The sequence below is a fragment of the Bacillus sp. AF62 genome (genome assembly GCF_050312695.1).
GTDB lineage: Bacteria > Bacillota > Bacilli > Bacillales > Bacillaceae_G > Bacillus_A > Bacillus_A cereus.
This window is the reverse complement of sequence record NZ_JBNPJZ010000082.1, coordinates 98,764-125,414: the sequence shown is the minus strand read 5'-3', so window position 1 is coordinate 125,414 and position 26,651 is coordinate 98,764. Positions and strand designations below refer to the sequence as shown.

The following is a 26,651-nucleotide window of genomic DNA, read 5'->3' as shown; positions in this document are numbered from 1 at the left end:
AAAGGGTAAAACATTAGGGGGAAACGACAATGACATTAGAAATCTTCGAATACTTAGAAAAATATGATTATGAGCAAGTGGTATTTTGTCAAGATAAAGAATCTGGTTTAAAAGCAATTATTGCAATTCATGATACAACACTTGGACCGGCTCTTGGAGGAACAAGAATGTGGACATATGATTCTGAAGAAGCGGCGATTGAAGATGCATTGCGTCTTGCAAAAGGGATGACATACAAAAACGCAGCAGCTGGTTTAAACTTAGGTGGTGCGAAAACAGTAATTATCGGTGATCCTCGTAAAGATAAGAGCGAAGCAATGTTCCGTGCACTAGGACGTTATATCCAAGGACTAAACGGACGATACATTACAGCTGAAGATGTTGGTACAACAGTAGATGATATGGATATTATCCACGAAGAAACTGACTTTGTAACAGGTATCTCACCATCATTCGGTTCTTCTGGTAACCCATCTCCAGTAACTGCATACGGTGTTTATCGTGGTATGAAAGCAGCTGCAAAAGAAGCTTTCGGTACTGACAATTTAGAAGGAAAAGTAATTGCTGTTCAAGGCGTTGGTAACGTAGCATATCATCTATGCAAACATTTACACGCTGAAGGAGCAAAATTAATCGTTACAGATATTAATAAAGAAGCTGTACAACGTGCTGTAGAAGAATTCGGTGCATCAGCAGTTGAACCAAATGAAATTTACGGTGTGGAATGCGATATTTACGCACCATGTGCATTAGGCGCAACAGTTAATGATGAAACTATTCCACAACTTAAAGCAAAAGTAATCGCAGGTTCTGCAAATAACCAATTAAAAGAAGATCGTCACGGTGACATCATTCATGAAATGGGTATTGTATACGCACCAGATTATGTAATTAATGCAGGTGGCGTAATTAACGTAGCAGACGAATTATATGGATACAATAGAGAACGTGCACTAAAACGTGTTGAGTCTATTTATGACACGATTGCAAAAGTAATCGAAATTTCAAAACGCGATGGCATAGCAACTTATGTAGCGGCAGATCGTCTAGCTGAAGAGCGCATTGCAAGCTTGAAAAATTCTCGTAGCACTTACTTACGCAACGGTCACGATATTATTAGCCGTCGCTAATCATTCATATATAACTTTTACAAAAGGTGTGGTTACCTCTTATGAGGTTTCCGCTTCCTTTTGAATTTATTAGTGGAGGTAGCAACATTGTCTGTAAATCGAATTCTTGTTATTAACCCAGGTAGTACATCCACAAAAATTGGTGTTTTTGATAATGAAAGACCCGTTCTAGAAGAAACGATTCGTCATGACGTAGAACAGATTGGAAAATATAAGAGAATTATCGACCAATATGAGTTTCGAAAAGAAACGATTTTAGAAGTTCTACATTCTCATGGTATTAACATTTCAAAATTAAACGCTGTTTGTGGGCGTGGTGGATTACTTCGTCCAATCGAAGGCGGTACGTATACAGTAAACGATGCGATGTTAGAAGATTTGAAAAATGGCTTTAGCGGTCATCACGCTTCAAACCTTGGAGGCATTTTAGCATATGAAATTGCTTCTGGATTAAACATTCCTGCATTCATTGTGGATCCTGTCGTTGTAGATGAGATGGAGCCGGTTGCTCGTATAAGTGGTATTGCTGGTATGGAACGCAAAAGTATCTTCCATGCATTAAATCAAAAAGCAGTTGCTCGTAAAGTAGCTGAACAGTTAAATCACAAATACGAGGATTTAAATTTATTAGTTACACATATGGGTGGCGGTATTACAGTTGGTGCTCATAAAAAAGGAAGAGTAATCGATGTGAATAACGGTTTAAACGGAGAAGGACCATTTAGTCCAGAGCGCGCTGGTACAGTACCAGTAGGGCAACTAGTAGAAATGTGTTTCTCTGGTGAGTATTACCGTGATGAAATGATTAAAAAACTTGTCGGACAAGGTGGACTTGTAAGTTTAATCGGTACAAATGATGCGATTAAAGTAGAGCAAATGGTTGAAAAAGGTGATCCTGAAGCAACTCTTATTTATAAAGCAATGGCATATCAAGTTGCAAAAGAGATTGGCGGAGCTAGCGCTGTACTTCACGGGAAAATCGATGCAATCGTATTAACTGGTGGACTGGCATACAGTAAAATTCTTGTCGATGAAATAAAAGAGCGAGTGGACTGGATTGCAGATGTTATCGTACATCCAGGCGAAGATGAGTTAGAAGCGTTAGCAGAAGGAGCACTTCGTGTATTACGTGAAGAAGAAGCTCCAAAAGAATACGTTGTACGTGAAAAAGAAACGGTAGCTAGGGGTTGAGATAATGGCAAAAGAATATGATTTAGTCATCGTTGGCGGCGGTACTGGTGGATATGTTGCTGCAATTCGTGCATCACAATTAGGGTTAAAAACAGCACTAGTCGAAAAAGAAAATCTTGGTGGTACTTGTTTACACAAAGGATGTATTCCTAGTAAAGCTCTTTTACGTAGTGCGGAAGTATATGCAACTGCTAAAAAAAGCGAAGAGTTCGGAGTTATTGCAAGCAATGTAGAACTAAACTTTGCGAAAGTACAAGAGCGTAAAGAGAAGATTGTAACGCAGCTTCATAAAGGCGTTCAACATTTAATGAAACAAGGTAAAATTGATGTGTTTGAAGGTATTGGTCGTATTCTTGGCCCGTCTATTTTCTCTCCTATGCCAGGGACAATTTCAGTTGAACTTGCAAGTGGAGAAGAGAATGAAATGTTAATTCCAAAAAATGTACTTGTTGCAACAGGTTCTCGTCCAAATTCATTACCAGGTTTAGAATTAGATGGAGAATACGTAATGTCTTCGGATCATGCCCTAAAAATGGAAACGCTTCCTAGTTCGATTATTATCGTTGGTGGCGGTGTAATCGGTATTGAGTGGGCATCTATGCTTGCTGACTTCGGTGTAGAAGTTACAGTATTAGAGTATGCAAAAACGATATTACCACTAGAAGATCAAGACGTTTCAAAAGAAATGCAACGTCTATTCAAGAAAAAAGGTATTAAAGTGGTAACTGGTGCAAAAGTATTACCAGAAACATTGGTAAAAGATAATGGAGTAACAATCCAAGCTGAACACAACGGCGAAAATAAAGAATTTAAAGCAGAAAAAATGCTTGTATCTGTAGGAAGACAAGCGAATACGCAAAATATTGGCTTAGAGAACACAGATATCGTTGTGGAAAAAGGATACATTCAAACAAATGAGTTTTATCAAACGAAAGAATCGCATATTTACGCAATTGGAGATGTAATTGGTGGCCTGCAACTTGCTCACGTTGCTTCTCATGAAGGAATTACTGCAGTAGAACATATTGCAGGGAAAGAAGTTACACCAATTGATTACTCTATGGTATCAAAATGCGTATATAGCAGTCCAGAAGTTGCTTCTGTTGGCTTAACAGAACAAGAAGCGAAAGAAAAAGGCTATAAGTTAAAAGTAGGTAAGTTCTCATTCCGCGCAATCGGAAAAGCACTTGTATACGGAGAATCAGATGGTTTCGTAAAACTTGTAGTTGATGAAGAGACAAATGACATTCTTGGTGTTCATATGATTGGACCACATGTAACAGATATGATTTCTGAAGCTGGTCTTGCAAGAGTACTTGATGCAACACCTTGGGAAGTAGCACATACAATTCATCCGCATCCATCATTATCTGAGGCGATTGGTGAAGCAGCACTTGCTGTAGATGGAAGAGCGTTACACGCATAAAAATGTGGATTTAGGAGGTTATGAAAAATGGCAGAAGTAAAAGAAAAGCGCCATGAAGAGCTTGGTTTAAGTGATGAGCAAGTATTAGAAATGTTCCGTACGATGTTACTTGCACGTAAAATCGACGAACGTATGTGGTTATTAAACCGCGCTGGTAAAATTCCATTCGTAATTTCTTGTCAAGGACAAGAGGCTGCACAAGTTGGAGCGGCGTTCGCTCTTGATAGAGAGAAAGATTATGCATTACCATACTATCGTGATATGGGTGTTGTACTAGCATTTGGTATGACAGCTAAAGAGCTTATGTTGTCTGCTTTCGCAAAAGCTGGAGATCCAAACTCTGGTGGTCGTCAAATGCCTGGTCACTTCGGTCAAAAGAAAAATCGTATTGTTACAGGTTCATCTCCAGTAACAACGCAAGTACCACATGCAGTTGGTATTGCACTAGCTGGAAAAATGGAGAAGAAAGATTTAGTAACGTTCGTTACATTTGGAGAAGGTTCTTCAAACCAAGGTGACTTCCATGAAGGGGCAAACTTTGCTGGTGTACACAAACTACCTGTTATTTTTATGTGTGAAAATAACAAATATGCAATCTCTATTCCGGTTGAAAAACAATTAGCATGTAAAAACGTATCAGATCGTGCAATTGGTTATGGTATGCCTGGATATACAATAGACGGAAACGATCCGCTTGCAGTATATAAAGCTGTAAAAGAAGCAGCAGATCGCGGTCGTCGTGGTGAAGGCCCAACTTTAATTGAAACAGTATCATATCGTTTAACAGCACATTCTAGTGACGATGATGATCGTGTTTATCGTGATAAAGAAGAAGTAGAAGAAGCAAAGAAAAAAGATTCAATTATAACATTCGCGGCTTATTTAAAAGAAGCTGGTGTGTTAACTGAGGAATCGGAAAAACAAATGTTAGACGAAATTATGCATATCGTAAATGAAGCAACAGAATATGCAGAAAATGCTCCGTATGCAGCACCTGAAGATGCATTGAAGCACGTATACGCAGAATAGGGGGGAACGTTTCATGGCTGTAATGTCTTATATTGATGCTATTACATTAGCAATGCGCGAAGAAATGGAACGCGATGAGAAAGTATTCGTTTTAGGAGAAGATGTTGGTAAAAAAGGTGGCGTGTTTAAAGCGACACACGGTTTGTATGATCAATTTGGTGAAGATCGTGCGCTTGATGCACCGCTTGCAGAATCTGCAATTGCTGGGGTAGCAATTGGTGCAGCAATGTATGGTATGCGTCCAATCGCTGAAATGCAGTTTGCTGATTTCATCATGCCAGCAATAAACCAAATTGTTTCTGAGGCAGCAAAAATTCGTTATCGTTCTAATAATGATTGGACTTGTCCAGTTACAATCCGTGCACCATTTGGTGGGGGTGTTCACGGTGCATTGTATCATTCACAATCTGTAGAAGCGATGTTTGCAAACCAGCCAGGTTTAAAAATCGTTATCCCTTCTACACCATATGATGCAAAAGGCTTATTAAAAGCAGCCATTCGTGATGAAGATCCAGTATTATTCTTCGAACATAAACGTGCATATCGTTTAATTAAAGGTGAAGTGCCGGAGGATGACTACGTATTACCAATCGGAAAAGCAGATGTAAAACGTGAAGGTGATGATATTACAGTTATCACGTACGGATTATGTGTTCATTTTGCTCTTCAAGCAGCTGAAAAGTTAGCACAAGATGGCATCTCTGCACACATTCTTGATTTACGTACTGTATATCCATTAGATAAAGAAGCAATCATTGAAGCAGCTTCTAAAACAGGTAAAGTTCTTCTTGTAACAGAAGACAATAAAGAAGGAAGCATTATGAGTGAAGTGGCAGCAATTATTGCTGAAAACTGTCTATTTGATTTAGATGCGCCAATCGCACGTCTTGCAGGTCCAGACGTTCCAGCAATGCCATATGCACCAACAATGGAAAAATTCTTTATGGTAAATCCAGATAAAGTTGAAAAAGCAATGCGTGAACTTGCGGAATTTTAATCGGGGGGACTATACATGGCTGTAGAAAATATTACAATGCCTCAGCTCGGGGAGAGCGTTACAGAGGGCACAATTAGTAAATGGCTCGTTAATGTTGGCGATCACGTAAACAAGTATGATCCGCTTGCAGAAGTAATGACTGATAAAGTAAATGCTGAAGTACCATCTTCTTTCACTGGTATTGTGAAAGAGTTAATCGCTGGTGAAGGTGATACGTTAGCTGTAGGTGAAGTAGTTTGTGTGATTCAAGTAGAAGGCGCAGACGAAGTAGCAGCAACAGCTGTTGAGGAAAAAACGAAAGAAGAACCAAAGGCAGCAGCAATTACGCCTGGAAAAGCACCGAAAGTAAAACAACCAACTGATGGAAAACCACGTTTTTCACCAGCTGTGTTAAAACTTGCGGGTGAGCATAACGTTGATTTAGATCTAGTAGAGGGTACGGGAGCAAACGGCCGTATCACTCGTAAAGATATTTTAAAGCTAGTGGAATCTGGAAATATTCCGCAAGCAGGTGCGGCGAAGAAAGAGGAAGCTGTAGCGGCGGTAGTAGAAGCTCGCCCAGAAGCACCAAAAGCAGCACCAGTAGCGCAAAAAGTAGAAGCTGCGAAACCAGTTTCTGTACCTACAATGCCTGGAGATATCGAAATTCCAGTCACAGGTGTGCGTAAAGCAATCGCAGCAAACATGTTACGTAGTAAACATGAAGCACCACATGCTTGGATGATGATTGAAGTAGATGTGACAAACCTTGTGTCATACCGTAACTCAATCAAAGGTGACTTTAAGAAGCGTGAAGGCTTTAACTTAACGTTCTTTGCTTTCTTCGTAAAAGCAGTAGCACAAGCGTTAAAAGAGTATCCTCAAATCAATTCAATGTGGGCTGGCGATAAAATTGTTCAGAAGAAAGATATTAACCTTTCTATCGCTGTTGCAACAGAGGAAGAACTATTTGTACCAGTAATTAAGCAAGCGGACGAGAAAACAATTAAAGGTATCGCTCGTGAAATTACAGAACTTGCAGGAAAAGTACGTACGAAATCGTTAAAAGCAGACGAAATGCAAGGTGGAACATTTACAATTAATAACACAGGATCATTCGGTTCTGTTCAATCTATGGGTATTATTAATTACCCACAAGCGGCTATTTTACAAGTTGAATCAATTGTAAAGCGCCCAGTAATTATGGATAACGGTATGTTCGGTGCTCGTGACATGGTTAACTTATGTTTATCACTTGATCACCGAGTACTTGATGGTTTAATTTGTGGTAAATTCTTAGGACGTGTTAAAGAAATTTTGGAAAACATGTCAGAAAATAATACATCTGTATATTAATAAAAAGCTCGCTTATGCGAGCTTTTTATTATCTTATTTCTTCATCTACATCCTACTATATGTATAAATACCTTTCCCAGTAATCTTACAATAAACGATTATGTATTAGGAATTTACGAAAATACATTGCTGATATATGGTATATGGATATAAAATAAGAAAAGAATAATTTTTTTGGCAAATCTTACTGATGAAACTGTAGTATAATATATTGTATTGTATGAAAAAGAGAGTTATTCTATATAAGTGTTTTATAGATAATGTGTAATCAGTCGTCAAAACATGAAGAATGTTGACTCCTGGTTTTTTATTTTTGCCGTAACAATGTTTCAGGAGGATGTCATGAAAAGAAGTACCGAGTTTCTAAAAAGTTTAGATGTAAAATTAATTTTAATTTTGTGTGCACTATGTGTGACGAGTATAGCTGCTATATATAGCAGTCAGCAAACGGGACAGTATGGAGCTGCAAACTTTGCTATGAAACAAGGTGTTAACTACATAATTGGGGTTGTATTGTTACTTCTTGTTGCAAGCATTGATTTAGATCAGTTACAAAAATTATCTTGGCCGCTTTATATTGCTGGGTTTGCTTCACTTATTCTTTTGAAAGTATTACCACCATCAGGTTTTACACCTGAAAAATTAGGTGCAAAAAGATGGTTTGTTTTCCCAGTATTTGGACAAATTCAGCCGTCTGAGTTTTTCAAAATTGCATTGCTACTTGTAGTAGCGAGTATAGCAGTAAAACATAATGCACAGTATATGGCAAGGACATTCCAAACAGATTTAAAGCTAGTAGGTAAAATTATGCTAGTGTCACTTCCACCTATGGCGGTTGTATATAGTCAACCTGATACAGGTATGGTGTTCTTATATGCTGCTGCTATTGCATGTATTTTATTTATGTCAGGTATTCAAAAGAAATTGATAGCATTATGTACAGTTATTCCGTTGACCATATTATCTGCTTTAATATTTATTTTCTTTAAGTATCAAGATTTTTTCTATAATAATTTAGTTACTTTACTAAAACCTCACCAACAGTCGCGTATTGTAGGTTGGTTAAATCCATTTGAAAATGCAGATCAAGGTTATCAAACGCAACAATCGATTTTAGCTGTAGGTAGTGGAGGAATGGAAGGTAAAGGGTTTGGGGGAGGAAGCGTCTATATCCCAGAGAAGCATACTGACTTTATTTTCGCTACAATTGCCGAAGAAGGTGGATTTATCGTAGCAGCGTTAGTTGTCTTCTTGTTCCTATTACTACTATATCGAACAATTATTATTGGTTATTCCGCTGATAATTTATTTGGTACATTATTATGCGCTGGATCGATCGGTATATTAACAGTTCAAATATTCCAAAACATCGGTATGATCGTTGGATTAATGCCTGTAAAAGGTATTGCATTACCTTTCTTATCGTATGGGGGAAGTTCCTTATTCTCGAATATGATTATGATGGGGCTCATACTATCGGTACGGAAAACTTATAAAAAATATATGTTTTCAGTTAAGTAAAAAAAGCTGGTTCGTTTTTAAACGAACCAGCTTTTTTTACATATATGCTCATAAACGTTGCAAACTAAAACAGGATAGCAGTTTGAGACGGGTAAGGAGTGCAAAGTGATGCATATGCATATTTTTGAAGGAGCACGGCATCTTTCTAATAGTGAATGGGTTATTCGGGCTATTATAGCATACATATTTTTAATATTAGTTGCGAAAGCAATGGGGCAAAGGTCTATCGCACAACTTCGTTTTTTAGATGTTGTATTAGTGTTATTGCTTGGTGGGAATATTTCTAACGCATTGTCTGATGAAAAAGTAGGGTTACTGGGCTCGATGATTACAACGTTCATACTCGTTGTACTTCATATTATAAGCTCAGTTTTAATGCTGAAATGGGATAGATGGAGACGCTTTTTAGAGCCAGCACCTATCATTCTTATACATAATGGTTCCATTGATTTTAGCAATTTGAAAAAGGCGAGAATTACCGTGGAATATTTGTTTTCGGAACTTCGCATGCGAAATGTGAGCGATATTCAAACGATTAAATTAGCATTATGGGAAGCGAACGGTGTCGTTTCTATATTTCGGTATCCAGAATATGAAGCAGTTTCGCGGCTTGATCTTAAAGTGGCGGGAAGAAAATCTCCAGTTTCTTTTGTATTAGTAAAGGATGGGAGGATTCAGAAAGATGTTCTTGCATTATTAGGAAAAACAGAAGCGTGGGCGAGAGAATTTCTAGAGGAGAGTACAGAAGTCGAATCCATTATGTTAGCTACAGTAGATGAATCACATAAAATAAATATTTTGTTAAAAAAATGAAAAATATACGCATTTTGTCGTTTCGTACATATGATACAATAGTGTGGACAACGAAAAAGGAGGCGATACGGTGGGATATGTAGAAGAATTACGAAAAATAGTTGGTCATCGCCCTTTAATTTTAGTTGGTGCTGTTGTACTCGTTATAAATGAAAATGGATATGTTTTATTGCAGCAGCGGACAGAGCCGTACGGAAAATGGGGGCTACCTGGCGGGCTAATGGAGCTTAGTGAATCACCAGAAGAAACAGCTTATCGTGAAGTATATGAAGAGACAGGAATAAAAGTGAAGAACTTGCGACTAATCAATGTATTTTCTGGAGCGAACTACTTTACAAAATTAGCAAACGGTGATGAATTTCAATCTGTAACAACCGCCTATTATACGGATGAATACGAAGGGGATTTTGTTATGAATAAAGAAGAAGCAGTTCAGCTTAAATTCTTTTCAGTAACAGAACTACCTGACTATATTGTAGGATCGCATAAAAAAATGATTGCTGAATATATGAAGATTATGGAAAAAAAGATATAATAATAGTGAAAGAAATACAAAAACACAGTTCTGGTTGGTAGTCCAGACGCATGATTTCATGTCAGTAACCTTCCCCTCCGGGATGTCCCGTATTTCTAATCTTTTAAAGGAGGGGCTGTCAATGGATTTGACAGTATATCACGATGGCCAATTTTTTGTTGGAATTATTACATGCAAAGAACAAGGGAAATTGTATGGAGCGAGGTATATTTTTGGAGCGGAACCGTCAGATGAAGAAGTGCTTATGTTTGTGAATGGTTCACTTTTAGAGCATTTTCAGCATTTTGCAAAATGTGGTGTAGAAGTTAAAGAAAAACAGCGTCCTAAAAACATAAAGCGTATCATACGACAAGCAGCAAAAGAAACAAATGTTAAACGTTTTACTAAGGCGCAAGAGGCGATTAGTTTATCTTATGAATTGCATAAACAAGAAAAGAAAGTGCAGTCTAAGGAGAAGCGAGAAGCTGAAAAAGAAAGAAGACGTTTAATTAAAGTACAAAAAGCAAAGCAAAAACATCGTGGTCATTAAAGAAAAGGTGTTAGAGCAATTGCTCTAACACCTTTTCTATACTTAAATACAAGTAAACTTACTTGTATTTCATAAACATTAACTGGTAAGATACAAATAGGTAGTTTTAGAGGAGGGAAAAGAGTGATTAATTTTAACTTTTTTATGAATGATGTTGTCCGCCAAGCGCGTGAAGAGATTGTCTCTGCTGGATATACAGAATTGACGACGCCAGAAGCGGTAGAAGAAGCGTTTAAAAGAAATGGAACAACACTTGTAATGGTAAACTCTGTATGTGGTTGTGCAGGTGGTATTGCTCGTCCTGCTGCTGCGCATTCCGTACATTATGATAAACGTCCTAACCACCTTGTAACGGTGTTTGCAGGTCAAGATAAAGAAGCGACAGCAAGAGCGCGTGAATATTTCGAAGGGTACCCACCTTCTTCTCCATCATTTGCTTTATTAAAAGATGGAAAAATTGTAACGATGGTAGAGCGTCATGAAATTGAAGGTCATGAACCGATGCAAGTTATTGCGAAACTACAATCATATTTTGAAGAGAATTGTGAAGAACTATAAAAAATAAGAGAAAAGGCGGCACATCCACAATCAAGTGGATGTGCCGCCTTTTTTATTTATTATTAAAATTTCAGAGATATGCATAGTTATGTTGTTTTATGCATCATTTTATACATAACAAATAGCGTTTATATTGTTTTATTATTTATTTTTATTTTATATATTGCATAAAAATAAAAGTGCTGATACAATACAAACATCGAATAAATATTCTATTAAACTTTTAAATATACATCATTAGGGGGAAGAAAGATGAAGAAGTTAGTATCAATATCGTTTGCACTTATTTTAATTGTAAGTATATTCAGCGCTTGTAGTAATGGGGAATCGAAAGAAACAAAAGGAAATAAGAAAGTACTCGTAATGGGGACTTCAGCAGATTATAAACCATATGAATACGTGGAAGCTTCAAAAAGTGATGAAATTATTGGTTTTGATGTTGATGTTGCTAAATATATCGGAAAAGAACTTGGGTATGAAGTGAAAGTGAAAGATATGGATTTTGGTGGTTTATTAGCATCTCTTAGTTCAGGAAAAGTTGATTTCGTAATGGCAGGCATGACGCCAACTGCAGAGCGTAAAAATAATGTTGATTTTACAGATATTTATTTTGTTGCGAAAAATATGGTTGTTTCTAAAAAGGATTCTAACATTAAATCTGTAGAGGATTTAAAAGGGAAAAAAGTAGGGGTACAAACAGGATCTATTCAAGAAGAGAAAGCGGCAGAATTTAAAAAACAAGTAGATTTCCAAGTTGAGGGACGTGACCGTATACCAGAAATCGTACAAGAAATTAAAGCTGGTCGTTTTGACGCTGCAATTATAGAAGACACAGTTGCTAAAAATTATTTAGAGAAAATGAAAGATTTACAAGGAATTGAAATTAAAGAAGCGCCAGAAGAAGTTGGAGCAGCAATTGCCCTTCCGAAAAACAGTGATAAAACAGCTGAATTTAATAAAGTAATTAAAAAAATGCAAGAAAATGGAGAAATGGATAAATTAGTGAAGAAATGGTTTGGCAGCGGAAAATAAGCTGCCTTTCACTTTTCTGTGAGGGGAATGAAAAGAATGAACTTAGATTTTTCGGCGATTACGCCTTCAATACCATATATACTAAAAGGTTTAGAAGTTACTTTGAAAATTGTAGCGGTATCAGCTTTAGCAGGATTTATTTTAGGAACGTTATTAGCACTTTGTAAAATTGCTAGAATACGAGCATTAAATATAGCAGCAGATTTTTATACATCAATTTTTCGTGGTACACCACTTGTATTGCAATTAATGATTATTTATTTCGGTGTCCCGCAAATAATTGGTTATGAAATACCAGCATTCTTAGCAGCTGTACTTGCATTTAGCTTGAATTCAGGTGCATACATGTCAGAAGTAATTCGTGCTGGTATTCAAGCAGTTGATAAAGGACAAACAGAAGCAGCAATGGCTTTAGGGATACCATACGGAAAAATGATGAGAAATATTATTTTCCCTCAAGCATTAAAAAATATATTACCAGCGCTTGTGAACGAATTTGCGACACTTACGAAAGAATCAGCTGTAGTAACAGTAATAGGCGCGACTGATTTAATGCGTCGTGCTTACATCGTAGGCGGTGAGACATTTAAATATCTTGAACCATTACTTTTTGTTGGACTGATTTATTATATGTTAGTCATTATTCTTACATTAGTCGGGAAGGCAATTGAAGGGAGAATGAAGAAAAGTGATTAAAATTGAAAACCTTCATAAATCATTTGGTAAAAACGAAGTATTAAAAGGAATTACAACAACGATTGAAAAAGGGGAAGTAGTTGCAATTATAGGACCTTCTGGATCAGGAAAATCAACATTTTTACGTTGTATGAATATGTTAGAAGCACCAACGGATGGTCACATTTGGATTGGAACGGAAGAAGTAACGAATCCGAAAACGAATGTTATGCATGTTCGTGAAAATGTCGGTATGGTATTTCAGCATTTTCACTTATTTCCTCATATGACTGTATTAGAAAATATTACGTATGCTCCTATCAATGTAAAAGGGGTAACGAAGCAAGAAGCTGAAAAGAAAGCTGAGAAACTTTTAGAAAAGGTTGGATTAGTAGATAAAAAAAATACGTATCCGAATCGTTTGTCGGGAGGACAAAAGCAACGTGTAGCAATTGCAAGAGCGTTAGCGATGGAACCGGAAGTTATGTTATTTGATGAACCGACATCGGCGCTAGATCCAGAGATGGTGAAAGAAGTGTTAGAAGTTATGAAATCGTTAGTTACGACAGGAATGACGATGGCTATCGTTACACATGAAATGGGCTTTGCAAAAGAAGTGGCAGATCGTGTTCTTTTCTTGGACGGAGGAAAGCTTGTAGAAGATAGTGCGCCAGAAGAATTTTTTGCAGCGCCGAAAAGTGAACGTGCGCAACAATTTTTACAAAAAATATTGTAATATGAAAAGGTTATGTGAATAATAAGTAGAAAAGGATGACATTGTGTCATCCTTTTTTTATACTAGCTGTAAATACGTTTATACATATAGGAGCAATGATATGTTCAAAATTGGATACCGTACAGTAAAAACAGCAATAGGGACAGGCGCGGCAGTTTTTATTGCTCAGTTATTAGGATTAGAATTTTATAGTTCAGCAGGTATTTTAGTTATTTTATGTGTACAAAATACGAAGCGCAAATCGCTTCAAGTGTCGTTACATCGTTTTCTAGCGTGTGTATTATCAATGGTATTCGCGTTTTGTATTTTTGAAACGATCGGCTATACACCACTTGCAATTAGCATATTGTTACTTACATTTATTCCGACTGCAGTAATGCTTAAAATTCAAGAAGGTATTGTCACGAGTTCAGTTATTGTTATGCATCTATATTCATTGAAGCAAATTACATGGCTTATAGTTGGAAATGAAATTACTATATTAACAATAGGAATTAGCGTGGCGTTATTAGTAAATATGTATATGCCGAGTAGTGAAAATAAGCTAAAAGAGTATCAGGATAAAATAGAGAGTAATTTTAAAACGATTTTGTTTGAAATGGTTGTGTATTTACGAAATCGAGAAAGTAGTTGGAGTGGAGCAGAACTCATTGAAACCGAGAATATGTTAAATGAAGCAAGAGATTTATCGTTTAAAAAACTTGAGAATGCATTTATGCGAGAAGATGATTATTACTATCGTTATTTTAATATGCGTATGCAACAATTCGAAATTTTAGAGCGAATGATACCATTAGCAGCTTCTTTATCGTGGACGTATGAACAAGCTGACATGATTGCAGATGTTGTTGAAAACATTGGTAATGCTATTAGCCCTGAGAGTACAGGCGTTATTTCCTTAAGGCAGCTTCAAGAAATGAGGGAATTATTTAGAGACATGCCATTGCCAGCTACACGCGAAGAATTTGAGATACGTGCGAAACTTGTTCAACTTGTGTATGAAATGGAACAATATTTACTCATTAAAAGTCGCTTTAAGGGAAAGGATAATATAAAAGAACTTATATAGAAGGTAGGAATTATCTATGCCGTATCTTCTCTCTATCATATTATGTCTTTCTTTATCACCGATTTGGCCTCTTGGGGATAATCCACGTGCCGGAGATCCTTTTATTATTGTAAATAAAGCAACGAATAAATTAGCTTACATTGACGATGGAAAGATTCAAAAGGTTTTTCCAGTAGCGACAGGGAAAACGAATGAATTAACTCCAGAAGGAACTTTTGATGTTGTAATGAAAGCGAAGGATCCGTATTACATTGCGAAGGATATTCCAGGTGGATCGCCAAAAAATCCACTTGGATCAAGGTGGATTGGATTTAATGCAAGGGGAACTGATGGAAGTAAATATGGAATACATGGAACAAACCAACCGAGTTCAATTGGAAAGTATATTTCACAAGGATGTATAAGAATGAAGAAAAATGATGTGGAATATTTGTTTGATCGTATTCCAATTGGAACGAAAGTATGGATTGTGAAATCGAAAAAATCATTTCAGCAATTGGCAAAAGAAAAAGGAGCCGTTGCATATGAAGAAGCCAACGAAAAGGTTGGCTTTTTCTATTGTAATAAGTTGTCTTGACATGTGTACATAACCATGCGTTAATGAAAGTATAGAAAGATAAAATTAGATAAAGGGGTTGCTCATATGTACTTAAATCCAAAACTTTCGTATATGCAGTTTTTTATGGGATTTCTATTTGTTATTACATTCATATTGGCAACTTTTAATATATGTTCTTATCTTGTAGCGATTGTATGTATGGCATTACTTAATCTCACTTTTGTTATTGGGGCATTTCAGCAGAAACAATATACAAGTTTTGTAATAGCACTTGTAATGTCATTTTCCTTTAGTATTGTAGCGATTGTGTTTTATATAAAATAAACCATCTCGATGTCGAGATGGTTTATTTTGTCATGTGTAAAAAGTAAAAAAAGGACGAACACATCGCCCTTTTTACCAAAACATACTCGCGCCAGCAAGTAATGTTGTTACAAGCATAGAAATTAGCATCACATAAACCATAATTTTTTGAGCTTTTTTATGCATCGTTATACCTCCTTGCAAATCAGTACAATTTCATTGTAACGAGAAATGAAATTATGGACAAGGGGAGAGTAAGGACAAAATTCGGGAAGGGGTTGCAAAATATAACAGGAAATTTGAGTGTGTGTAGAGAATATAGTAAAAGGGTATATTGTTAATTTTTAGTTGGGCAAGCTGAAGAATGGAGATACGATGATGAAAATATACGAAACAGATCGTTTATACTTAAGGGAAATTGATGAGTCGTATGCTGAAACAGTTCTTCAATATTACGACAGAAATCGTGAATTTTTAAAAGCTTGGGAAGAGTATAGACCGGATGATTTTTTTACGCTAGATTATCAAAAGAAAAAGTTGCAAAAGGATAGAAAAGAGTTCGAAGAAGGGAAAATCATCAGACTATGGATTTTTAAAAAGGGTGATGATACGAAAATAATTGGGTGTATTTCATTTAATTTAATCGTTCGTGGCATTTATCAATCTTGTGTACTCAGTTATAAATTAGATAAAGCAGAGTTAAACAAAGGGTATACGACAGAAGCGCTTAGAAAAGCAATTCAAGTTGCTTTTGGGGAATTTCAGTTACATCGTGTAGAAGCTCCGATTATGCCTCGTAATTTAGCATCTATACAAGTAGTGACGAAGATAGGTTTTCAATATGAAGGCGTGTCTAGGAAGATGTTAATGGTAAATGGCGTGTGGGAGGATCATATGCGCTGGGTATTGTTAAATGAGTAATAGAAAGCAGATGGTTATCTAGACATGTAAACCATCTGTTTTTTGTCTTGTATTTCGAAACTTTTGCGAAATTCTGTTATAATTAATAGTGTTACATACATAATGGTAGTGCAGGAGGCGCAGTCTTATGATTAATCAAGAACGTTTAGTAAATGAATTTATGGAATTAGTACAAGTAGATTCTGAAACGAAATTTGAAGCAGAAATCTGCAAAGTATTAACGAAGAAATTTACAGATTTAGGTGTAGAAGTATTTGAAGATGACACAATGGCTGTAACGGGTCATGGTGCAGGTAACTTAATTTGTACTTTACCAGCAACAAAAGATGGTGTTGATACAATTTACTTTACTTCTCATATGGATACAGTAGTTCCTGGTAATGGAATTAAGCCTTCTATTAAAGATGGATATATCGTATCAGATGGTACAACAATTTTAGGTGCGGATGATAAAGCTGGATTAGCATCAATGTTCGAAGCTATCCGTGTTTTAAAAGAGAAAAATATCCCTCACGGTAAAATTGAATTTATTATTACAGTCGGAGAAGAATCAGGTCTTGTTGGTGCAAAAGCTTTAGATCGTGAGCGTATTACAGCGAAGTATGGCTACGCATTAGATAGTGATGGAAAAGTTGGTGAAATCGTTGTTGCAGCTCCAACACAAGCGAAAGTGAACGCAATTATTCGCGGGAAAACAGCTCACGCTGGTGTAGCACCGGAGAAAGGTGTATCTGCAATTACTATCGCAGCGAAAGCAATTGCGAAGATGCCACTTGGTCGCATTGACTCTGAAACGACTGCAAACATTGGACGTTTTGAAGGTGGTACACAAACGAATATCGTTTGCGATCATGTACAAATCTTCGCAGAAGCTCGTTCTTTAATCAATGAGAAAATGGAAGCACAAGTTGCGAAAATGAAAGAAGCATTTGAAACAACTGCAAAAGAAATGGGTGGTCATGCAGACGTTGAAGTAAACGTTATGTACCCAGGATTTAAATTTGCTGATGGCGATCACGTTGTAGAAGTTGCAAAATGTGCAGCTGAAAAAATTGGTCGTACACCTTCTCTTCACCAAAGTGGTGGCGGAAGTGATGCAAACGTAATTGCAGGACACGGTATCCCAACAGTTAACTTGGCAGTTGGTTATGAAGAAATTCATACAACAAACGAGAAGATTCCTGTTGAAGAGTTAGCAAAAACAGCAGAATTAGTTGTTGCAATTATTGAAGAAGTAGCGAAGTAATAGAATAGAAAAAGCGTGTAAATCAATTGTGATTTACACGCTTTTTATTTTGATTCGATTGTTTTTACAAGGCGTATAAGCCAATACAAGAAAAATCATAGCAGTATATAATATTAGACGAGAGAAAAATCCAAACGTATTCATGTTGAAAATTGGAAGGAGTAAATAATTAATATAACTACAAGGAACATATAGTTAATTTCACCATAATCAGCCTCTTTCATATGTGTATCCTCTTTATATGGATTATAAAAAAGAACAAGTAATTATTATAACTATTGTGCAAAATTTGATATAATAAAAGAACGAACGTTCTGATTAGGGAGTGAGTACTATGCGAGAAATGTATCCGAAAAATGGTCGTGTAATTTTACATGTAGATATGAATTGCTTTTTCGCATCTGTTGAAATTGCTCATGATCCATCATTACAAGGAAAGCCATTAGCGGTTGCTGGAAATGAAAAAGAGAGAAAAGGAATTATTATAACATGTAGTTATGAGGCGAGAGAATACGGAATACGTACGACGATGCCCCTTTGGGAAGCGAAAAGGTTATGCCCGCAATTAGTTGTAAGGCGTCCTAATTTCACATTATATCGCGAAGCTTCATTTCAAATGTTTCAAGTCCTTTCTCGTTTTACAGAAAAGATACAACCAGTCTCAATAGATGAAGGATATTTAGATATTACAGATTGCTACGCACTTGGTTCTCCTCTTGAAATAGCAAAGATGATTCAACAAGCACTATTAACAGAGTTGCAGCTTCCGTGTAGTATTGGAATCGCTCCAAATCTTTTCCTAGCAAAGACCGCTTCAGATATGAAAAAACCACTTGGTATTACCGTGCTTCGAAAACGCGATATTCCAGAACTGATTTGGCCACGTCCAGTTGGAGCAATGCATGGAATTGGTGAGAAAACAGCTGAAAAATTAAATGATATTCATATACAGACAATTGAACAGTTGGCAAAGGGAGACGAGCATATCATTCGCGCTAAAATTGGCAAGCACGGTGTTGATTTGCAAAGGCGTGCAAAAGGTATGGATGATAGGGAAGTGGATCCGAGTCAAATGGGACAGCATAAAAGTGTCGGTAACTCGATGACTTTTTCAAAGGATATGGATGAAGAGAAAGAATTACTTGATATGTTAGAACGTTTATCAAAGTCAGTGAGTAAAAGGTTACAAAAGCGAACCCTTGTCAGCTATAATATTCAAATTATGATTAAATACCATGATAGGCGAACAGTAACACGGAGTAAGCAATTGAAAAATGCGATTTGGGAAGAACGCGATATTTTTCAAGCAGCATCCCGTTTATGGAAGCAACATTGGGATGGTGATTCCGTTCGTTTACTAGGTGTTACAGCTACTGAAATAGAGTGGAAGACAGAATCGGTGAAACAATTAGATTTGTTTTCATTTGAAGAGGATGCAAAAAAAGAACCGCTACTTGCTGTCATTGATCAAATTAATGATAAGTATGGAACACCGCTTTTACAACGAGGTAGTCAACTACTACGTAAGCAAGAGAAGTCGTTTCAACAAAAGTTAGAAAATAAATTTATGTAGAAGGTGTCATGAAGGAGTAAAAATCATGACACCTTTCCTATTTAACTCGCTTCTAAATCTAAAGAAGTCTTCCATTCAGCTCCAGTAACGCCAGATTCTAATAGCATTCTACTTACTATTTTTTCAATTAAGATAGCTGCATTTGTCTTGCAATGTAATGTAGCCTGTATACAAACTTTTTGATTAGAATCTACATCTTCACTATACAACTCTTTTAAACCGAGCCCTTCTGTACTTACCATATGCATAAGTAAAAAACGAATATGTGCTTCATTTTCCTCTGAACAAGTAAGGGAAAGTAAGTAGTTCGTTTGTTCAGGTGATTCTTCTTTTGATTTTTTATTCATAAAAAGAGCAATTGGGCGAAGAAGTATATTTGCTAGTAACACGCCGGCTGCACCTAATATAGCTGCAACGAGGAAACCGGCGCCTGTAAGAGTACCGACAGCAGCTGCACACCATAAAGTAGCTGCCGTATTTAGCCCTCTAATACTAAAACCATCGCGGATAATAACGCCACCCCCTAAAAAGCCAATGCCACTAACGACTTGAGCAGCAATGCGGGAGGGGCTAGCATCATGATCAAGCATGACGGATAATAAAACAAATATACAGGCACCAAGTGATACGAGAGCATTTGTTCGTAACCCAGCCATTCGATGTCTCCATTGTCTTTCCATTCCAATGCAAGCTCCTACAATAATTGCTATAACTAATCTGAATATAATGTCGTACCATACCATCATGGTCACCTCCATATATAAATATGTGTTATGTCTTTTAGAATGAGCGGGGAATACCCACTCATTCTTATTTTTACAACCAGCTATGAAACTTTTTAATATAAAGCTTTTTCAGGAATTGTGTTAAAAAAGCGTAGCCTAATAGTATTCCTACTAACCAAGGGAAGTAGCTAAGTGGCAATGCTTGTAAACCAACGGCTGCACCAAGTGGTGAGAATGGAATATAAATCCCGATTGCCATAATAAGAGCGGTTAATAAAACGACGGGTGTTGATGCAACGCTTTGAATAAATGGAATCTTCTGTGTTCGTATCATGTGAACAATTAAAGTTTGTGTTAACAATCCAACCACAAACCAACCGGACTGGAATAATGATTGCTCGCTCGGTGTATTTGCGCCAAATACATTCCACATGACTACGTATGTGATAATATCAAATATGGAACTAATTGGGCCGATACAAATAATGAAGTTTCGTAAGTTTGCAGTATCCCATTTTCGGGGTTTTTCTAGAAACTCTTTATCCATTTTGTCCCATGGAATAGAAAGTTGTGAAATATCATAAAGTAAGTTTTGAATTAAAAGATGAATGGCAAGCATCGGTAAAAAAGGAATGAAAGCACTTGCTACTAACACGCTAAACACATTACCGAAGTTAGAGCTAGCTGTCATCTTAATATATTTTAAAATATTTCCGAATGTAGTACGTCCTTCTACAATCCCGGCTTCTAATATAGTTAAACTTTTTTCGAGTAGAATAATATCAGAAGCTTCTTTCGCAATATCAGTAGCAGTATCAACAGATATTCCGACATCAGCTTCACGTAATGCTACAGCATCGTTAATGCCGTCTCCCATGTAACCTACAGTGTGTCCGTTTCCTTGTAATGCGTGTATAATGCGAGATTTTTGCATTGGATTAAGCTTCGCAAATACAGTCGTTTCTTCAGCAAGTTTTGCTAATGCTTTATCTGGTAAAGAATCAATCTCGTAACCGAGGATTGGTTCGCCGATATCTAATCCAACTTCTTTACAAACTTTTCGTGTAACAATTTCGTTATCGCCAGTTAAAATTTTCACTTGTACACCATGCTTTTGTAATGCTTGAATTGCAGCTGCTGCAGATGGTTTCGGGGGATCTAAAAAGCCGATATATCCAGCGAGAATCATATCAGTTTCGTCTTTTACTGCGTACTCTTTATCATTTATGTTTCTATCTTTTTTATAAGCCACAGCAATAACCCGCATACCTTCACTATTCAATGTCTCGCTTAGTTTTTTGACATTTGAGCGTATTTCCTCAGTGAGTGTAACGATTTTTTTATCCACTTCAGTGTAGTTGCAAATTGATAAAATTTCTTCTACGGCACCTTTACAAACCATTGTATGTTCACCTGAAATATCTTTTACGATGACTGACATACGCCGGCGGGCGAAATCGAATGGAATTTCATCTAGCTTTTGAAAAGCTGATGGGTCAAATGTATTGTTTTCCTCTGTATGCTTAATAACAGCTTTATCTATTAAGTTTTTCAATCCAGTTTGATAGAAACTATTTAAATAGGCAAATTGCAAGACACGATTGCATTTATTTCCATTAGAATCTAAGTGACGAACAAGGACAACTTTATCTTCTGTTAAAGTTCCGGTTTTATCTGTACAAAGAATGTTCATAGCACCTAAGTTTTGAATAGAATTTAGCTGTTTTACAATTACTTTTTGTTTAGACATGTTAACGGCACCTTTAGCTAAATTAGCAGATACAATCATTGGTAACATTTCAGGTGTAAGGCCAACAGCAACGGCAATAGCGAAGAAGAAAGCTTCTTGCCAATCTCCCTTTGTGAATCCGTTAATGAGAAGGACGATAGGCGCCATAATAAGCATGAATGTAATTAAGAGCCAGCTTACTTTGTTTACACCTTTATCAAAGCTTGTTTCTACACGCTTTCCGATTACCTTATTTGCTAAAGAGCCGAAATACGTATCGGTACTTGTTGAGATGACAACAGCTTTTGCGCTACCACTTACAATATTTGTTCCCATGAAGCAAAGGTTTTCCATATCGAGTGGATTGTAATTTTTTTTCATGTTTTTCGGTAAGATATGCTTATTTTCTGTATGGTAGCAGTGTTCGTATTTTTCTACAGGAAGTGCTTCCCCTGTCAAAGAAGATTGATTAACAAATAAATCTTTAGCGGATACAACACGCACATCAGCTGGAACGATATCACCAGCTGAAAGGGAAATAATATCGCCAGGTACAAGTTCCTCAATTGAAATTTCTGTTGTGTAATTTCGATTTAAATTCGTTACATTTTTTGTTTCATGTACAAATCCATTTATTCTAAATACGCTCGCAGTTGTTCGAACCATAGCCTTTAACTTATCGGCAGCTTTTTGAGAACGAAATTCTTGGGAAAACCGAATCGTTGCACTAAGTAGTACCATTGCAGATACGACAATTGTTCCTTGTATGTCATCTGTGAAAAAGGAGAGTGCTCCAAGAGCTAATAAAACGAAAATAAATGGATTTTTAAATGCCAGCAGAAATTGAATGTACCACGGCGCCATTTTATTATGAGCTATTTCGTTCGGACCGTATAAAGAAAGTCTACGAGCCACTTCTTGTTTAGATAATCCATCTTGTGTTGTTTCTAGAAGTTTTAACGCAGAGATTACATCTTGTGTTGCAATCTCCACTAATAATTCGTTATTTGTTTTCATGCTATCTTGCTCATAAGCATGCTTTGTTTCTTGTCTTTGTAAATTAAACATCGGTAGTTCCTCCTCTGTCATGAAGGAGGAAACAATCTGTTACCTAACTATTTGAAATGGTGAGGAACAGTTTCTTTCCTACCTACATGATGAAATATGAATGTAAAACGTATGGGTATCTGGGCCGAATCATCAATTGCCAACTGTTCCTCACCTCCGTACAATTTAGTAGTTTCTGAATATGCTATGTTTGTTTCATAGTAAGGTGCATATAGACGTAAAAAGACCTTTACTCAAAACGAGTAAAGGTCTGAATTCGCAGTTAAAAGAGTCCACAACAAAGACTGCTAGTAGACATAAATAAAAACAGTTTTTGTGTATGACAAAATACATGCACCTCTCCCTCGTTGAGTTTTAGCACTGTATAGCATAGGTACTGAAACCAGCTACGTTAAAAAAGGCCTTCATTCCGACCTTTCCTGTTGACCCATTGGCGTCTCTCGACATTTTTGGGCAGCAGCGTTTCTCTATACAGGAGCCTCACCTAACAGAGACCATATTCAATTACATGTTGAATGTTAGCACTGTAAAATCGTAGTGTCAATATCTTTTTTATCTGTGTTTTTAAAATATTAAATGGATTTATAATAGATATATGGGATGAAATACATGATATTAATTATAAATAATGTGGAAAATAAATATTTTTATAAAAGGGGAATTTGTAATGGTACCACAAAATTTTATTATAAATATTGAGAATCAAAAGTGGTTGTTTAATGAGCAGGAAGATTTATGTTCTCACGGGGAAATTTATTTAAATGTGGATGGAACGATTATTACACAAACAGGTATGGATGAGGAATGGGGAATAAGTGAATCAGCTTTAGCTCTGTTACGAACTTTAGATAAAGAATATATTTGTGATATTGAAAATGAAGAGGGGCTTATTTTGCACGGATGTGGCACTATGCTCATGTTAGGATGCCCAATTTCAATTCATTGGACTGTAAACCATATAGGTGAAAATGTGGTTTTAAAGGATTTTGTCAAAGTTATTTCTACTGATCAAAAGGCTATATACTATGAAGGGCTTCATATAGAAGTAAATGAAAATGAATATAGAAAACAAATTGTTTCTTTTGCGCTACAAGCAAAAGAATTATTCAATAAATCAAGTGAAAAGATAATTTTAGATGAGTTTGATCAAAGTATGTATACAGACTTTTGGACGGAATATAATCATTTGCTAAATAAGTATAAATAAAAAAGCACTGTAACCAGTGCTTTTTTATTATAGATTACGAGATTGTAGGGTTTTCAAAAATAACAATCTCTGAACTGTTTGTAGTTGAAACGCGTTGGGCGTAATATGTTAAAGCTGAAGAAATATATGCTGGTAACGTATCATTTGTATGTGATGTTGTATATTCATGGATTAATTCCTTTAAAGTTGTCCATTCTAATTGTGCTGGGTGATCAGACACGAAAGAACTTACCCAGCGATCAAATGAAGATGAAAAATCAGTTTGTAAACGAAATACTTCTTTCATAATAAAACGCTCCCTTAAAATGTAATATAATCATTTTAACACAAAACACGAACGATTGCTAAGTTTTTTAAGTATAATGTTCGTGTTATATAGTTGTCTAGATGATTGGTTATGTAAATTCAATTTGCCATTTGAAATAACATTCCGTAAGATGAGAGATAGAGTATATTTAGAGCTGGAGGAAAGAAAGTGGAATTTGTATTTTTAGGAACTGGTGCAGGTGTTCCTTCAAAAGGAAGGAACGTTTCAGCAATTGCTTTACAATTGTTAGAAGAACGAGGACAAACTTGGTTATTTGATTGTGGCGAGGCCACGCAACATCAAATATTACATACATCTGTACGTCCGCGCCGCATTGAAAAAATATTTATTACGCATTTACATGGCGATCATATTTTTGGATTGCCTGGTTTATTAGGTAGCCGTTCATTTCAAGGAGGAACTACGCCTTTAACGGTGTATGGACCGAAAGGAATTAAACAATTTATTGAAGTGGCATTATCGGTAAGTACGACACATGTGAAATATCCACTTGAAGTTGTGGAGATAACAGAAGAAGGTACCGTATTTGAAGATAATGAATTTTATGTAGAAACGAAAAGATTGTCACACGGTATAGAATGTTTTGGATATCGTATTGTAGAGAAAGATATACAAGGTGCTCTTTTAGTTGATAAGTTGCTTGAGATGGGTGTGAAACCAGGTCCAATCTTTAAACGTTTAAAGGATGGAGAAGTAGTTGAATTAGAGGATGGCACGATATTAAATGGAAATGAGTTTATCGGCCCACCTCAAAAAGGAAGAATTATTACTATCTTAGGTGATACGCGATATTGCGAAGCGAGTAGGGAGCTTGCGCAAGATGCAGATGTACTTGTCCATGAAGCGACTTTCGCAGCAGAAGATGAGCAACAAGCGCATGATTATTTTCATTCCACATCTAAGCAAGCTGCGAGCATTGCACTTCAGGCAAATGCGAAGCGATTAATCTTAACTCACATTAGTTCTCGCTATCAAGGAGATACATATAAGGAATTATTGAAAGAGGCAAGAGAGTTGTTTTCTAATACAGAAATAGCGACAGATTTGAAATCATTCCCAGTAGAAAAATAATAATTTTGTAAAAAATGGTAACGATGGGTTACCATTTTTTTATGTCTAAAAAAATTTAAAAATAAAACTGTTATTATTTTATACTTATACTTGGATGATACAGAAAATTAGAATGGTTTGAATATATACGATAAAAATACGAAATAATGATTATTTAGAAAAACTGTTATATAAGTCAGATGACATACAAGTGATACAAATAGCAGGAATGGACTTTTATTCAGAACTTTTAAAATTCAACAAAAGTAAGCGTTTTATAAAAAACAAGCTATAATGAGGGCAGATTATAATTTATGATAAGTCACATGCTTTTTAGTTATTATCGTAACAAGTGAAGTTGACTAAACCATGAGAGAGTAACATGAGAATTATAATAGGAAAGATATCGCTTGTTTATGCTATCCTTGCAATGGCTTCTGTGTTAAACTTTGGATTGCTACCAGACTTTATTGTGGATTATCTTATATCATTTTTTAATGAAAATAATGCTAAGATTCTTATGTATTATTATAACTGGTATTATTTCAGGTTATATTGGATTACTTTTATTTAAAAATTATCCAATTCATACAGCAGAACAAATTCGTGGTACAACTGGAAAAGCGACAGATGTAGCAGGTTAATAGAATAGTAGAATAAATTTTTGCATAGAGGTTTAGGGGGAGTTATGATGAAGTATCGCTCAGTATTTGATATTATCGGTCCAGTTATGATTGGACCATCAAGTTCACATACAGCAGGCGCGGCAAGAATGGGGCAAGTTGCTCGCCAGCTGTTTCGTCATGAACCAGAAAGAGTAAGCATTTCGTTATATGGATCATTTGCAAAGACGTATCGAGGGCATGGTACGGATGTAGCACTAATCGGTGGAATATTAGGATTTGAAACAGATGACTTACGTATTCCAGAGGCGCTAGAAATAGCAAAAGAGCGCGGAATTGAAGTGGAATTCATTGAAGAAGATGCCAATGCACCTCACCCAAATACAGCGAAAATTCGTTTGTATAAAGGTGAAGAAGAAATTGAAGTTGTTGCTTGCTCAATTGGTGGCGGTAAAATTGAAGTTGTAGAATTAAACGGATTCGATCTTCAATTATCAGGCACAAGTCCAGCACTACTTATTGTAAATAACGATCGCTTTGGTGCTATTGCAGCAGTAGCTTCAATCCTTGCTACAAACGAGATTAACATTAGTACAATGAGTGTTTCTCGTAAAGAAAAAGGAAGAAGAGCGCTTATGGTTATTGAAACAGATGAATTATTAGCAGATGAAGTGATTGAAGAAATAAAAGCGCAACAAAATATTTGTCAAGTAACTATTATGGATTAATTGCAGGGGGGACAC

General features: G+C 36.3%; 28 protein-coding genes and 1 riboswitch. Of the genes, 24 read left to right on the top strand and 4 right to left on the bottom strand.

Annotated features, from left to right (window positions below):
* Positions 1-29: 29 nt before the first annotated feature.
* The 17 genes from ACQRBL_RS20725 to ACQRBL_RS20645 all read left to right on the top strand — a co-directional run bounded on the left by ACQRBL_RS20725 (position 30) and on the right by ACQRBL_RS20645 (position 15,459).
* A complete protein-coding gene (locus ACQRBL_RS20725; RefSeq protein WP_000171355.1) occupies positions 30-1,130 on the top strand; it encodes a leucine dehydrogenase in 1,101 nt (366 codons plus the stop codon).
* Between the two features lie 87 nt (positions 1,131-1,217).
* Complete coding sequence (gene buk, locus ACQRBL_RS20720; protein ID WP_000115781.1) at positions 1,218-2,321, top strand: butyrate kinase; 1,104 nt, start codon at positions 1,218-1,220, stop codon at positions 2,319-2,321.
* Between the two features lie 4 nt (positions 2,322-2,325).
* On the top strand, positions 2,326-3,747 hold the full coding sequence (gene lpdA, locus ACQRBL_RS20715) for a dihydrolipoyl dehydrogenase (protein WP_411995619.1): 1,422 nt from the start codon (positions 2,326-2,328) through the stop codon (positions 3,745-3,747).
* Positions 3,748-3,774: 27 nt separating this feature from the next.
* On the top strand, positions 3,775-4,776 hold the full coding sequence (bfmBAA, locus tag ACQRBL_RS20710; protein ID WP_000852551.1) for a 3-methyl-2-oxobutanoate dehydrogenase subunit alpha: 1,002 nt from the start codon (positions 3,775-3,777) through the stop codon (positions 4,774-4,776).
* A gap of 13 nt (positions 4,777-4,789) precedes the next feature.
* Positions 4,790-5,773, top strand: a complete 984-nt coding sequence (gene bfmBAB / locus ACQRBL_RS20705) for a 3-methyl-2-oxobutanoate dehydrogenase subunit beta (RefSeq protein WP_411995618.1) — start codon at positions 4,790-4,792, stop codon at positions 5,771-5,773.
* A 15-nt stretch (positions 5,774-5,788) separates the two neighbouring features.
* Positions 5,789-7,108, top strand: a complete 1,320-nt coding sequence (locus ACQRBL_RS20700) for a dihydrolipoamide acetyltransferase family protein (protein ID WP_023522987.1) — start codon at positions 5,789-5,791, stop codon at positions 7,106-7,108.
* A gap of 342 nt (positions 7,109-7,450) precedes the next feature.
* Positions 7,451-8,629 carry an FtsW/RodA/SpoVE family cell cycle protein gene (locus ACQRBL_RS20695; RefSeq protein ID WP_000831181.1) on the top strand — a complete coding sequence of 393 codons (1,179 nt, stop codon included), beginning with the start codon at positions 7,451-7,453 and terminating at the stop codon, positions 8,627-8,629.
* 108 nt (positions 8,630-8,737) lie between these two features.
* The gene (locus tag ACQRBL_RS20690) at positions 8,738-9,442 is read left to right on the top strand and encodes a DUF421 domain-containing protein (RefSeq protein WP_000550963.1); all 705 of its coding nucleotides are present in this window, start codon (positions 8,738-8,740) and stop codon (positions 9,440-9,442) included.
* 70 nt (positions 9,443-9,512) lie between these two features.
* On the top strand, positions 9,513-9,977 hold the full coding sequence (locus ACQRBL_RS20685) for an NUDIX hydrolase (protein ID WP_000542551.1): 465 nt from the start codon (positions 9,513-9,515) through the stop codon (positions 9,975-9,977).
* A 121-nt stretch (positions 9,978-10,098) separates the two neighbouring features.
* A complete protein-coding gene (locus ACQRBL_RS20680; protein WP_000366603.1) occupies positions 10,099-10,506 on the top strand; it encodes a YjdF family protein in 408 nt (135 codons plus the stop codon).
* A gap of 144 nt (positions 10,507-10,650) precedes the next feature.
* The gene (locus tag ACQRBL_RS20675; RefSeq protein ID WP_001979317.1) at positions 10,651-11,064 is read left to right on the top strand and encodes a BrxA/BrxB family bacilliredoxin; all 414 of its coding nucleotides are present in this window, start codon (positions 10,651-10,653) and stop codon (positions 11,062-11,064) included.
* Between the two features lie 252 nt (positions 11,065-11,316).
* A complete protein-coding gene (locus ACQRBL_RS20670; protein WP_000737678.1) occupies positions 11,317-12,096 on the top strand; it encodes a transporter substrate-binding domain-containing protein in 780 nt (259 codons plus the stop codon).
* A gap of 36 nt (positions 12,097-12,132) precedes the next feature.
* Positions 12,133-12,792, top strand: a complete 660-nt coding sequence (locus ACQRBL_RS20665; protein ID WP_001046915.1) for an amino acid ABC transporter permease — start codon at positions 12,133-12,135, stop codon at positions 12,790-12,792.
* Positions 12,785-13,507: an amino acid ABC transporter ATP-binding protein gene (locus tag ACQRBL_RS20660; protein WP_000590203.1), complete on the top strand. Its 723-nt coding sequence runs from the start codon at positions 12,785-12,787 to the stop codon at positions 13,505-13,507. The genes ACQRBL_RS20665 and ACQRBL_RS20660 overlap by 8 nt, the downstream gene beginning before the upstream one ends.
* Before the next feature lie 100 nt (positions 13,508-13,607).
* Positions 13,608-14,576 carry an aromatic acid exporter family protein gene (locus tag ACQRBL_RS20655; RefSeq protein WP_023522985.1) on the top strand — a complete coding sequence of 323 codons (969 nt, stop codon included), beginning with the start codon at positions 13,608-13,610 and terminating at the stop codon, positions 14,574-14,576.
* A 16-nt stretch (positions 14,577-14,592) separates the two neighbouring features.
* Complete coding sequence (locus ACQRBL_RS20650; protein WP_001146564.1) at positions 14,593-15,153, top strand: L,D-transpeptidase; 561 nt, start codon at positions 14,593-14,595, stop codon at positions 15,151-15,153.
* A 66-nt stretch (positions 15,154-15,219) separates the two neighbouring features.
* Positions 15,220-15,459: a DUF3894 domain-containing protein gene (locus ACQRBL_RS20645; RefSeq protein ID WP_000281167.1), complete on the top strand. Its 240-nt coding sequence runs from the start codon at positions 15,220-15,222 to the stop codon at positions 15,457-15,459.
* A 72-nt stretch (positions 15,460-15,531) separates the two neighbouring features.
* Here the strand turns inward: ACQRBL_RS20645 and prli42 are convergent, their stop codons facing one another.
* Entirely contained in the window at positions 15,532-15,624 is a 93-nt protein-coding gene (gene prli42, locus ACQRBL_RS20640; protein ID WP_000549037.1) for a stressosome-associated protein Prli42, read from the bottom strand.
* 189 nt (positions 15,625-15,813) lie between these two features.
* Between prli42 and ACQRBL_RS20635 the strand changes: the two genes are divergently transcribed.
* From ACQRBL_RS20635 to ACQRBL_RS20625, 3 genes are all read left to right on the top strand, one after another.
* Positions 15,814-16,359, top strand: coding sequence for a GNAT family N-acetyltransferase (locus ACQRBL_RS20635; RefSeq protein ID WP_411995617.1), 546 nt, complete (start codon positions 15,814-15,816; stop codon positions 16,357-16,359).
* A 127-nt stretch (positions 16,360-16,486) separates the two neighbouring features.
* Entirely contained in the window at positions 16,487-17,605 is a 1,119-nt protein-coding gene (locus tag ACQRBL_RS20630) for a tripeptidase T (protein WP_411995616.1), read from the top strand.
* A 334-nt stretch (positions 17,606-17,939) separates the two neighbouring features.
* Entirely contained in the window at positions 17,940-19,178 is a 1,239-nt protein-coding gene (locus ACQRBL_RS20625) for a DNA polymerase IV (RefSeq protein WP_001208854.1), read from the top strand.
* Positions 19,179-19,219: 41 nt separating this feature from the next.
* Here the strand turns inward: ACQRBL_RS20625 and ACQRBL_RS20620 are convergent, their stop codons facing one another.
* Complete coding sequence (locus ACQRBL_RS20620; protein WP_411995615.1) at positions 19,220-19,921, bottom strand: MgtC/SapB family protein; 702 nt, start codon at positions 19,919-19,921, stop codon at positions 19,220-19,222.
* A gap of 73 nt (positions 19,922-19,994) precedes the next feature.
* Positions 19,995-22,700, bottom strand: a complete 2,706-nt coding sequence (mgtA, locus tag ACQRBL_RS20615) for a magnesium-translocating P-type ATPase (RefSeq protein ID WP_411995614.1) — start codon at positions 22,698-22,700, stop codon at positions 19,995-19,997.
* Between the two features lie 331 nt (positions 22,701-23,031).
* Positions 23,032-23,199, bottom strand: a riboswitch (M-box (ykoK) riboswitch).
* A gap of 168 nt (positions 23,200-23,367) precedes the next feature.
* On the opposite strand from mgtA, the gene ACQRBL_RS20610 reads away from it, so the two are divergent.
* Positions 23,368-23,907 carry a hypothetical protein gene (locus tag ACQRBL_RS20610; RefSeq protein ID WP_023522981.1) on the top strand — a complete coding sequence of 180 codons (540 nt, stop codon included), beginning with the start codon at positions 23,368-23,370 and terminating at the stop codon, positions 23,905-23,907.
* A 34-nt stretch (positions 23,908-23,941) separates the two neighbouring features.
* Here ACQRBL_RS20610 and ACQRBL_RS20605 read toward each other — a convergent pair whose 3' ends face one another.
* Positions 23,942-24,193, bottom strand: coding sequence for a DUF3932 family protein (locus tag ACQRBL_RS20605; protein ID WP_000665709.1), 252 nt, complete (start codon positions 24,191-24,193; stop codon positions 23,942-23,944).
* Positions 24,194-24,382: 189 nt separating this feature from the next.
* On the opposite strand from ACQRBL_RS20605, the gene rnz reads away from it, so the two are divergent.
* The 3 genes from rnz to sdaAB all read left to right on the top strand — a co-directional run bounded on the left by rnz (position 24,383) and on the right by sdaAB (position 26,636).
* Entirely contained in the window at positions 24,383-25,306 is a 924-nt protein-coding gene (rnz, locus tag ACQRBL_RS20600) for a ribonuclease Z (protein ID WP_000397454.1), read from the top strand.
* 485 nt (positions 25,307-25,791) lie between these two features.
* Complete coding sequence (locus ACQRBL_RS20595; protein WP_000943432.1) at positions 25,792-25,929, top strand: hypothetical protein; 138 nt, start codon at positions 25,792-25,794, stop codon at positions 25,927-25,929.
* A gap of 47 nt (positions 25,930-25,976) precedes the next feature.
* Complete coding sequence (gene sdaAB, locus ACQRBL_RS20590; protein WP_000877449.1) at positions 25,977-26,636, top strand: L-serine ammonia-lyase, iron-sulfur-dependent subunit beta; 660 nt, start codon at positions 25,977-25,979, stop codon at positions 26,634-26,636.
* Positions 26,637-26,651 lie beyond the last annotated feature (15 nt).

What these genes read in the sequence shown, in the direction of transcription:
- ACQRBL_RS20725 (WP_000171355.1), top strand. Translation starts at nt 30, where the DNA reads ATGACATTAGAAATCTTCGAATACTTAGAAAAATATGATTATGAGCAA.
- lpdA (WP_411995619.1), top strand. Translation starts at nt 2,326, where the DNA reads ATGGCAAAAGAATATGATTTAGTCATCGTTGGCGGCGGTACTGGTGGA.
- bfmBAA (WP_000852551.1), top strand. Translation starts at nt 3,775, where the DNA reads ATGGCAGAAGTAAAAGAAAAGCGCCATGAAGAGCTTGGTTTAAGTGAT.
- bfmBAB (WP_411995618.1), top strand. Translation starts at nt 4,790, where the DNA reads ATGGCTGTAATGTCTTATATTGATGCTATTACATTAGCAATGCGCGAA.
- ACQRBL_RS20700 (WP_023522987.1), top strand. Translation starts at nt 5,789, where the DNA reads ATGGCTGTAGAAAATATTACAATGCCTCAGCTCGGGGAGAGCGTTACA.
- ACQRBL_RS20695 (WP_000831181.1), top strand. Translation starts at nt 7,451, where the DNA reads ATGAAAAGAAGTACCGAGTTTCTAAAAAGTTTAGATGTAAAATTAATT.
- ACQRBL_RS20690 (WP_000550963.1), top strand. Translation starts at nt 8,738, where the DNA reads ATGCATATGCATATTTTTGAAGGAGCACGGCATCTTTCTAATAGTGAA.
- ACQRBL_RS20680 (WP_000366603.1), top strand. Translation starts at nt 10,099, where the DNA reads ATGGATTTGACAGTATATCACGATGGCCAATTTTTTGTTGGAATTATT.
- ACQRBL_RS20675 (WP_001979317.1), top strand. Translation starts at nt 10,651, where the DNA reads ATGAATGATGTTGTCCGCCAAGCGCGTGAAGAGATTGTCTCTGCTGGA.
- ACQRBL_RS20670 (WP_000737678.1), top strand. Translation starts at nt 11,317, where the DNA reads ATGAAGAAGTTAGTATCAATATCGTTTGCACTTATTTTAATTGTAAGT.
- ACQRBL_RS20665 (WP_001046915.1), top strand. Translation starts at nt 12,133, where the DNA reads ATGAACTTAGATTTTTCGGCGATTACGCCTTCAATACCATATATACTA.
- ACQRBL_RS20655 (WP_023522985.1), top strand. Translation starts at nt 13,608, where the DNA reads ATGTTCAAAATTGGATACCGTACAGTAAAAACAGCAATAGGGACAGGC.
- ACQRBL_RS20650 (WP_001146564.1), top strand. Translation starts at nt 14,593, where the DNA reads ATGCCGTATCTTCTCTCTATCATATTATGTCTTTCTTTATCACCGATT.
- ACQRBL_RS20645 (WP_000281167.1), top strand. Translation starts at nt 15,220, where the DNA reads ATGTACTTAAATCCAAAACTTTCGTATATGCAGTTTTTTATGGGATTT.
- prli42 (WP_000549037.1), bottom strand. Translation starts at nt 15,624, where the DNA reads ATGCATAAAAAAGCTCAAAAAATTATGGTTTATGTGATGCTAATTTCT.
- ACQRBL_RS20635 (WP_411995617.1), top strand. Translation starts at nt 15,814, where the DNA reads ATGATGAAAATATACGAAACAGATCGTTTATACTTAAGGGAAATTGAT.
- ACQRBL_RS20630 (WP_411995616.1), top strand. Translation starts at nt 16,487, where the DNA reads ATGATTAATCAAGAACGTTTAGTAAATGAATTTATGGAATTAGTACAA.
- ACQRBL_RS20625 (WP_001208854.1), top strand. Translation starts at nt 17,940, where the DNA reads ATGCGAGAAATGTATCCGAAAAATGGTCGTGTAATTTTACATGTAGAT.
- ACQRBL_RS20620 (WP_411995615.1), bottom strand. Translation starts at nt 19,921, where the DNA reads ATGGTATGGTACGACATTATATTCAGATTAGTTATAGCAATTATTGTA.
- mgtA (WP_411995614.1), bottom strand. Translation starts at nt 22,700, where the DNA reads ATGTTTAATTTACAAAGACAAGAAACAAAGCATGCTTATGAGCAAGAT.
- ACQRBL_RS20610 (WP_023522981.1), top strand. Translation starts at nt 23,368, where the DNA reads ATGGTACCACAAAATTTTATTATAAATATTGAGAATCAAAAGTGGTTG.
- ACQRBL_RS20605 (WP_000665709.1), bottom strand. Translation starts at nt 24,193, where the DNA reads ATGAAAGAAGTATTTCGTTTACAAACTGATTTTTCATCTTCATTTGAT.
- ACQRBL_RS20595 (WP_000943432.1), top strand. Translation starts at nt 25,792, where the DNA reads ATGCTAAGATTCTTATGTATTATTATAACTGGTATTATTTCAGGTTAT.
- sdaAB (WP_000877449.1), top strand. Translation starts at nt 25,977, where the DNA reads ATGAAGTATCGCTCAGTATTTGATATTATCGGTCCAGTTATGATTGGA.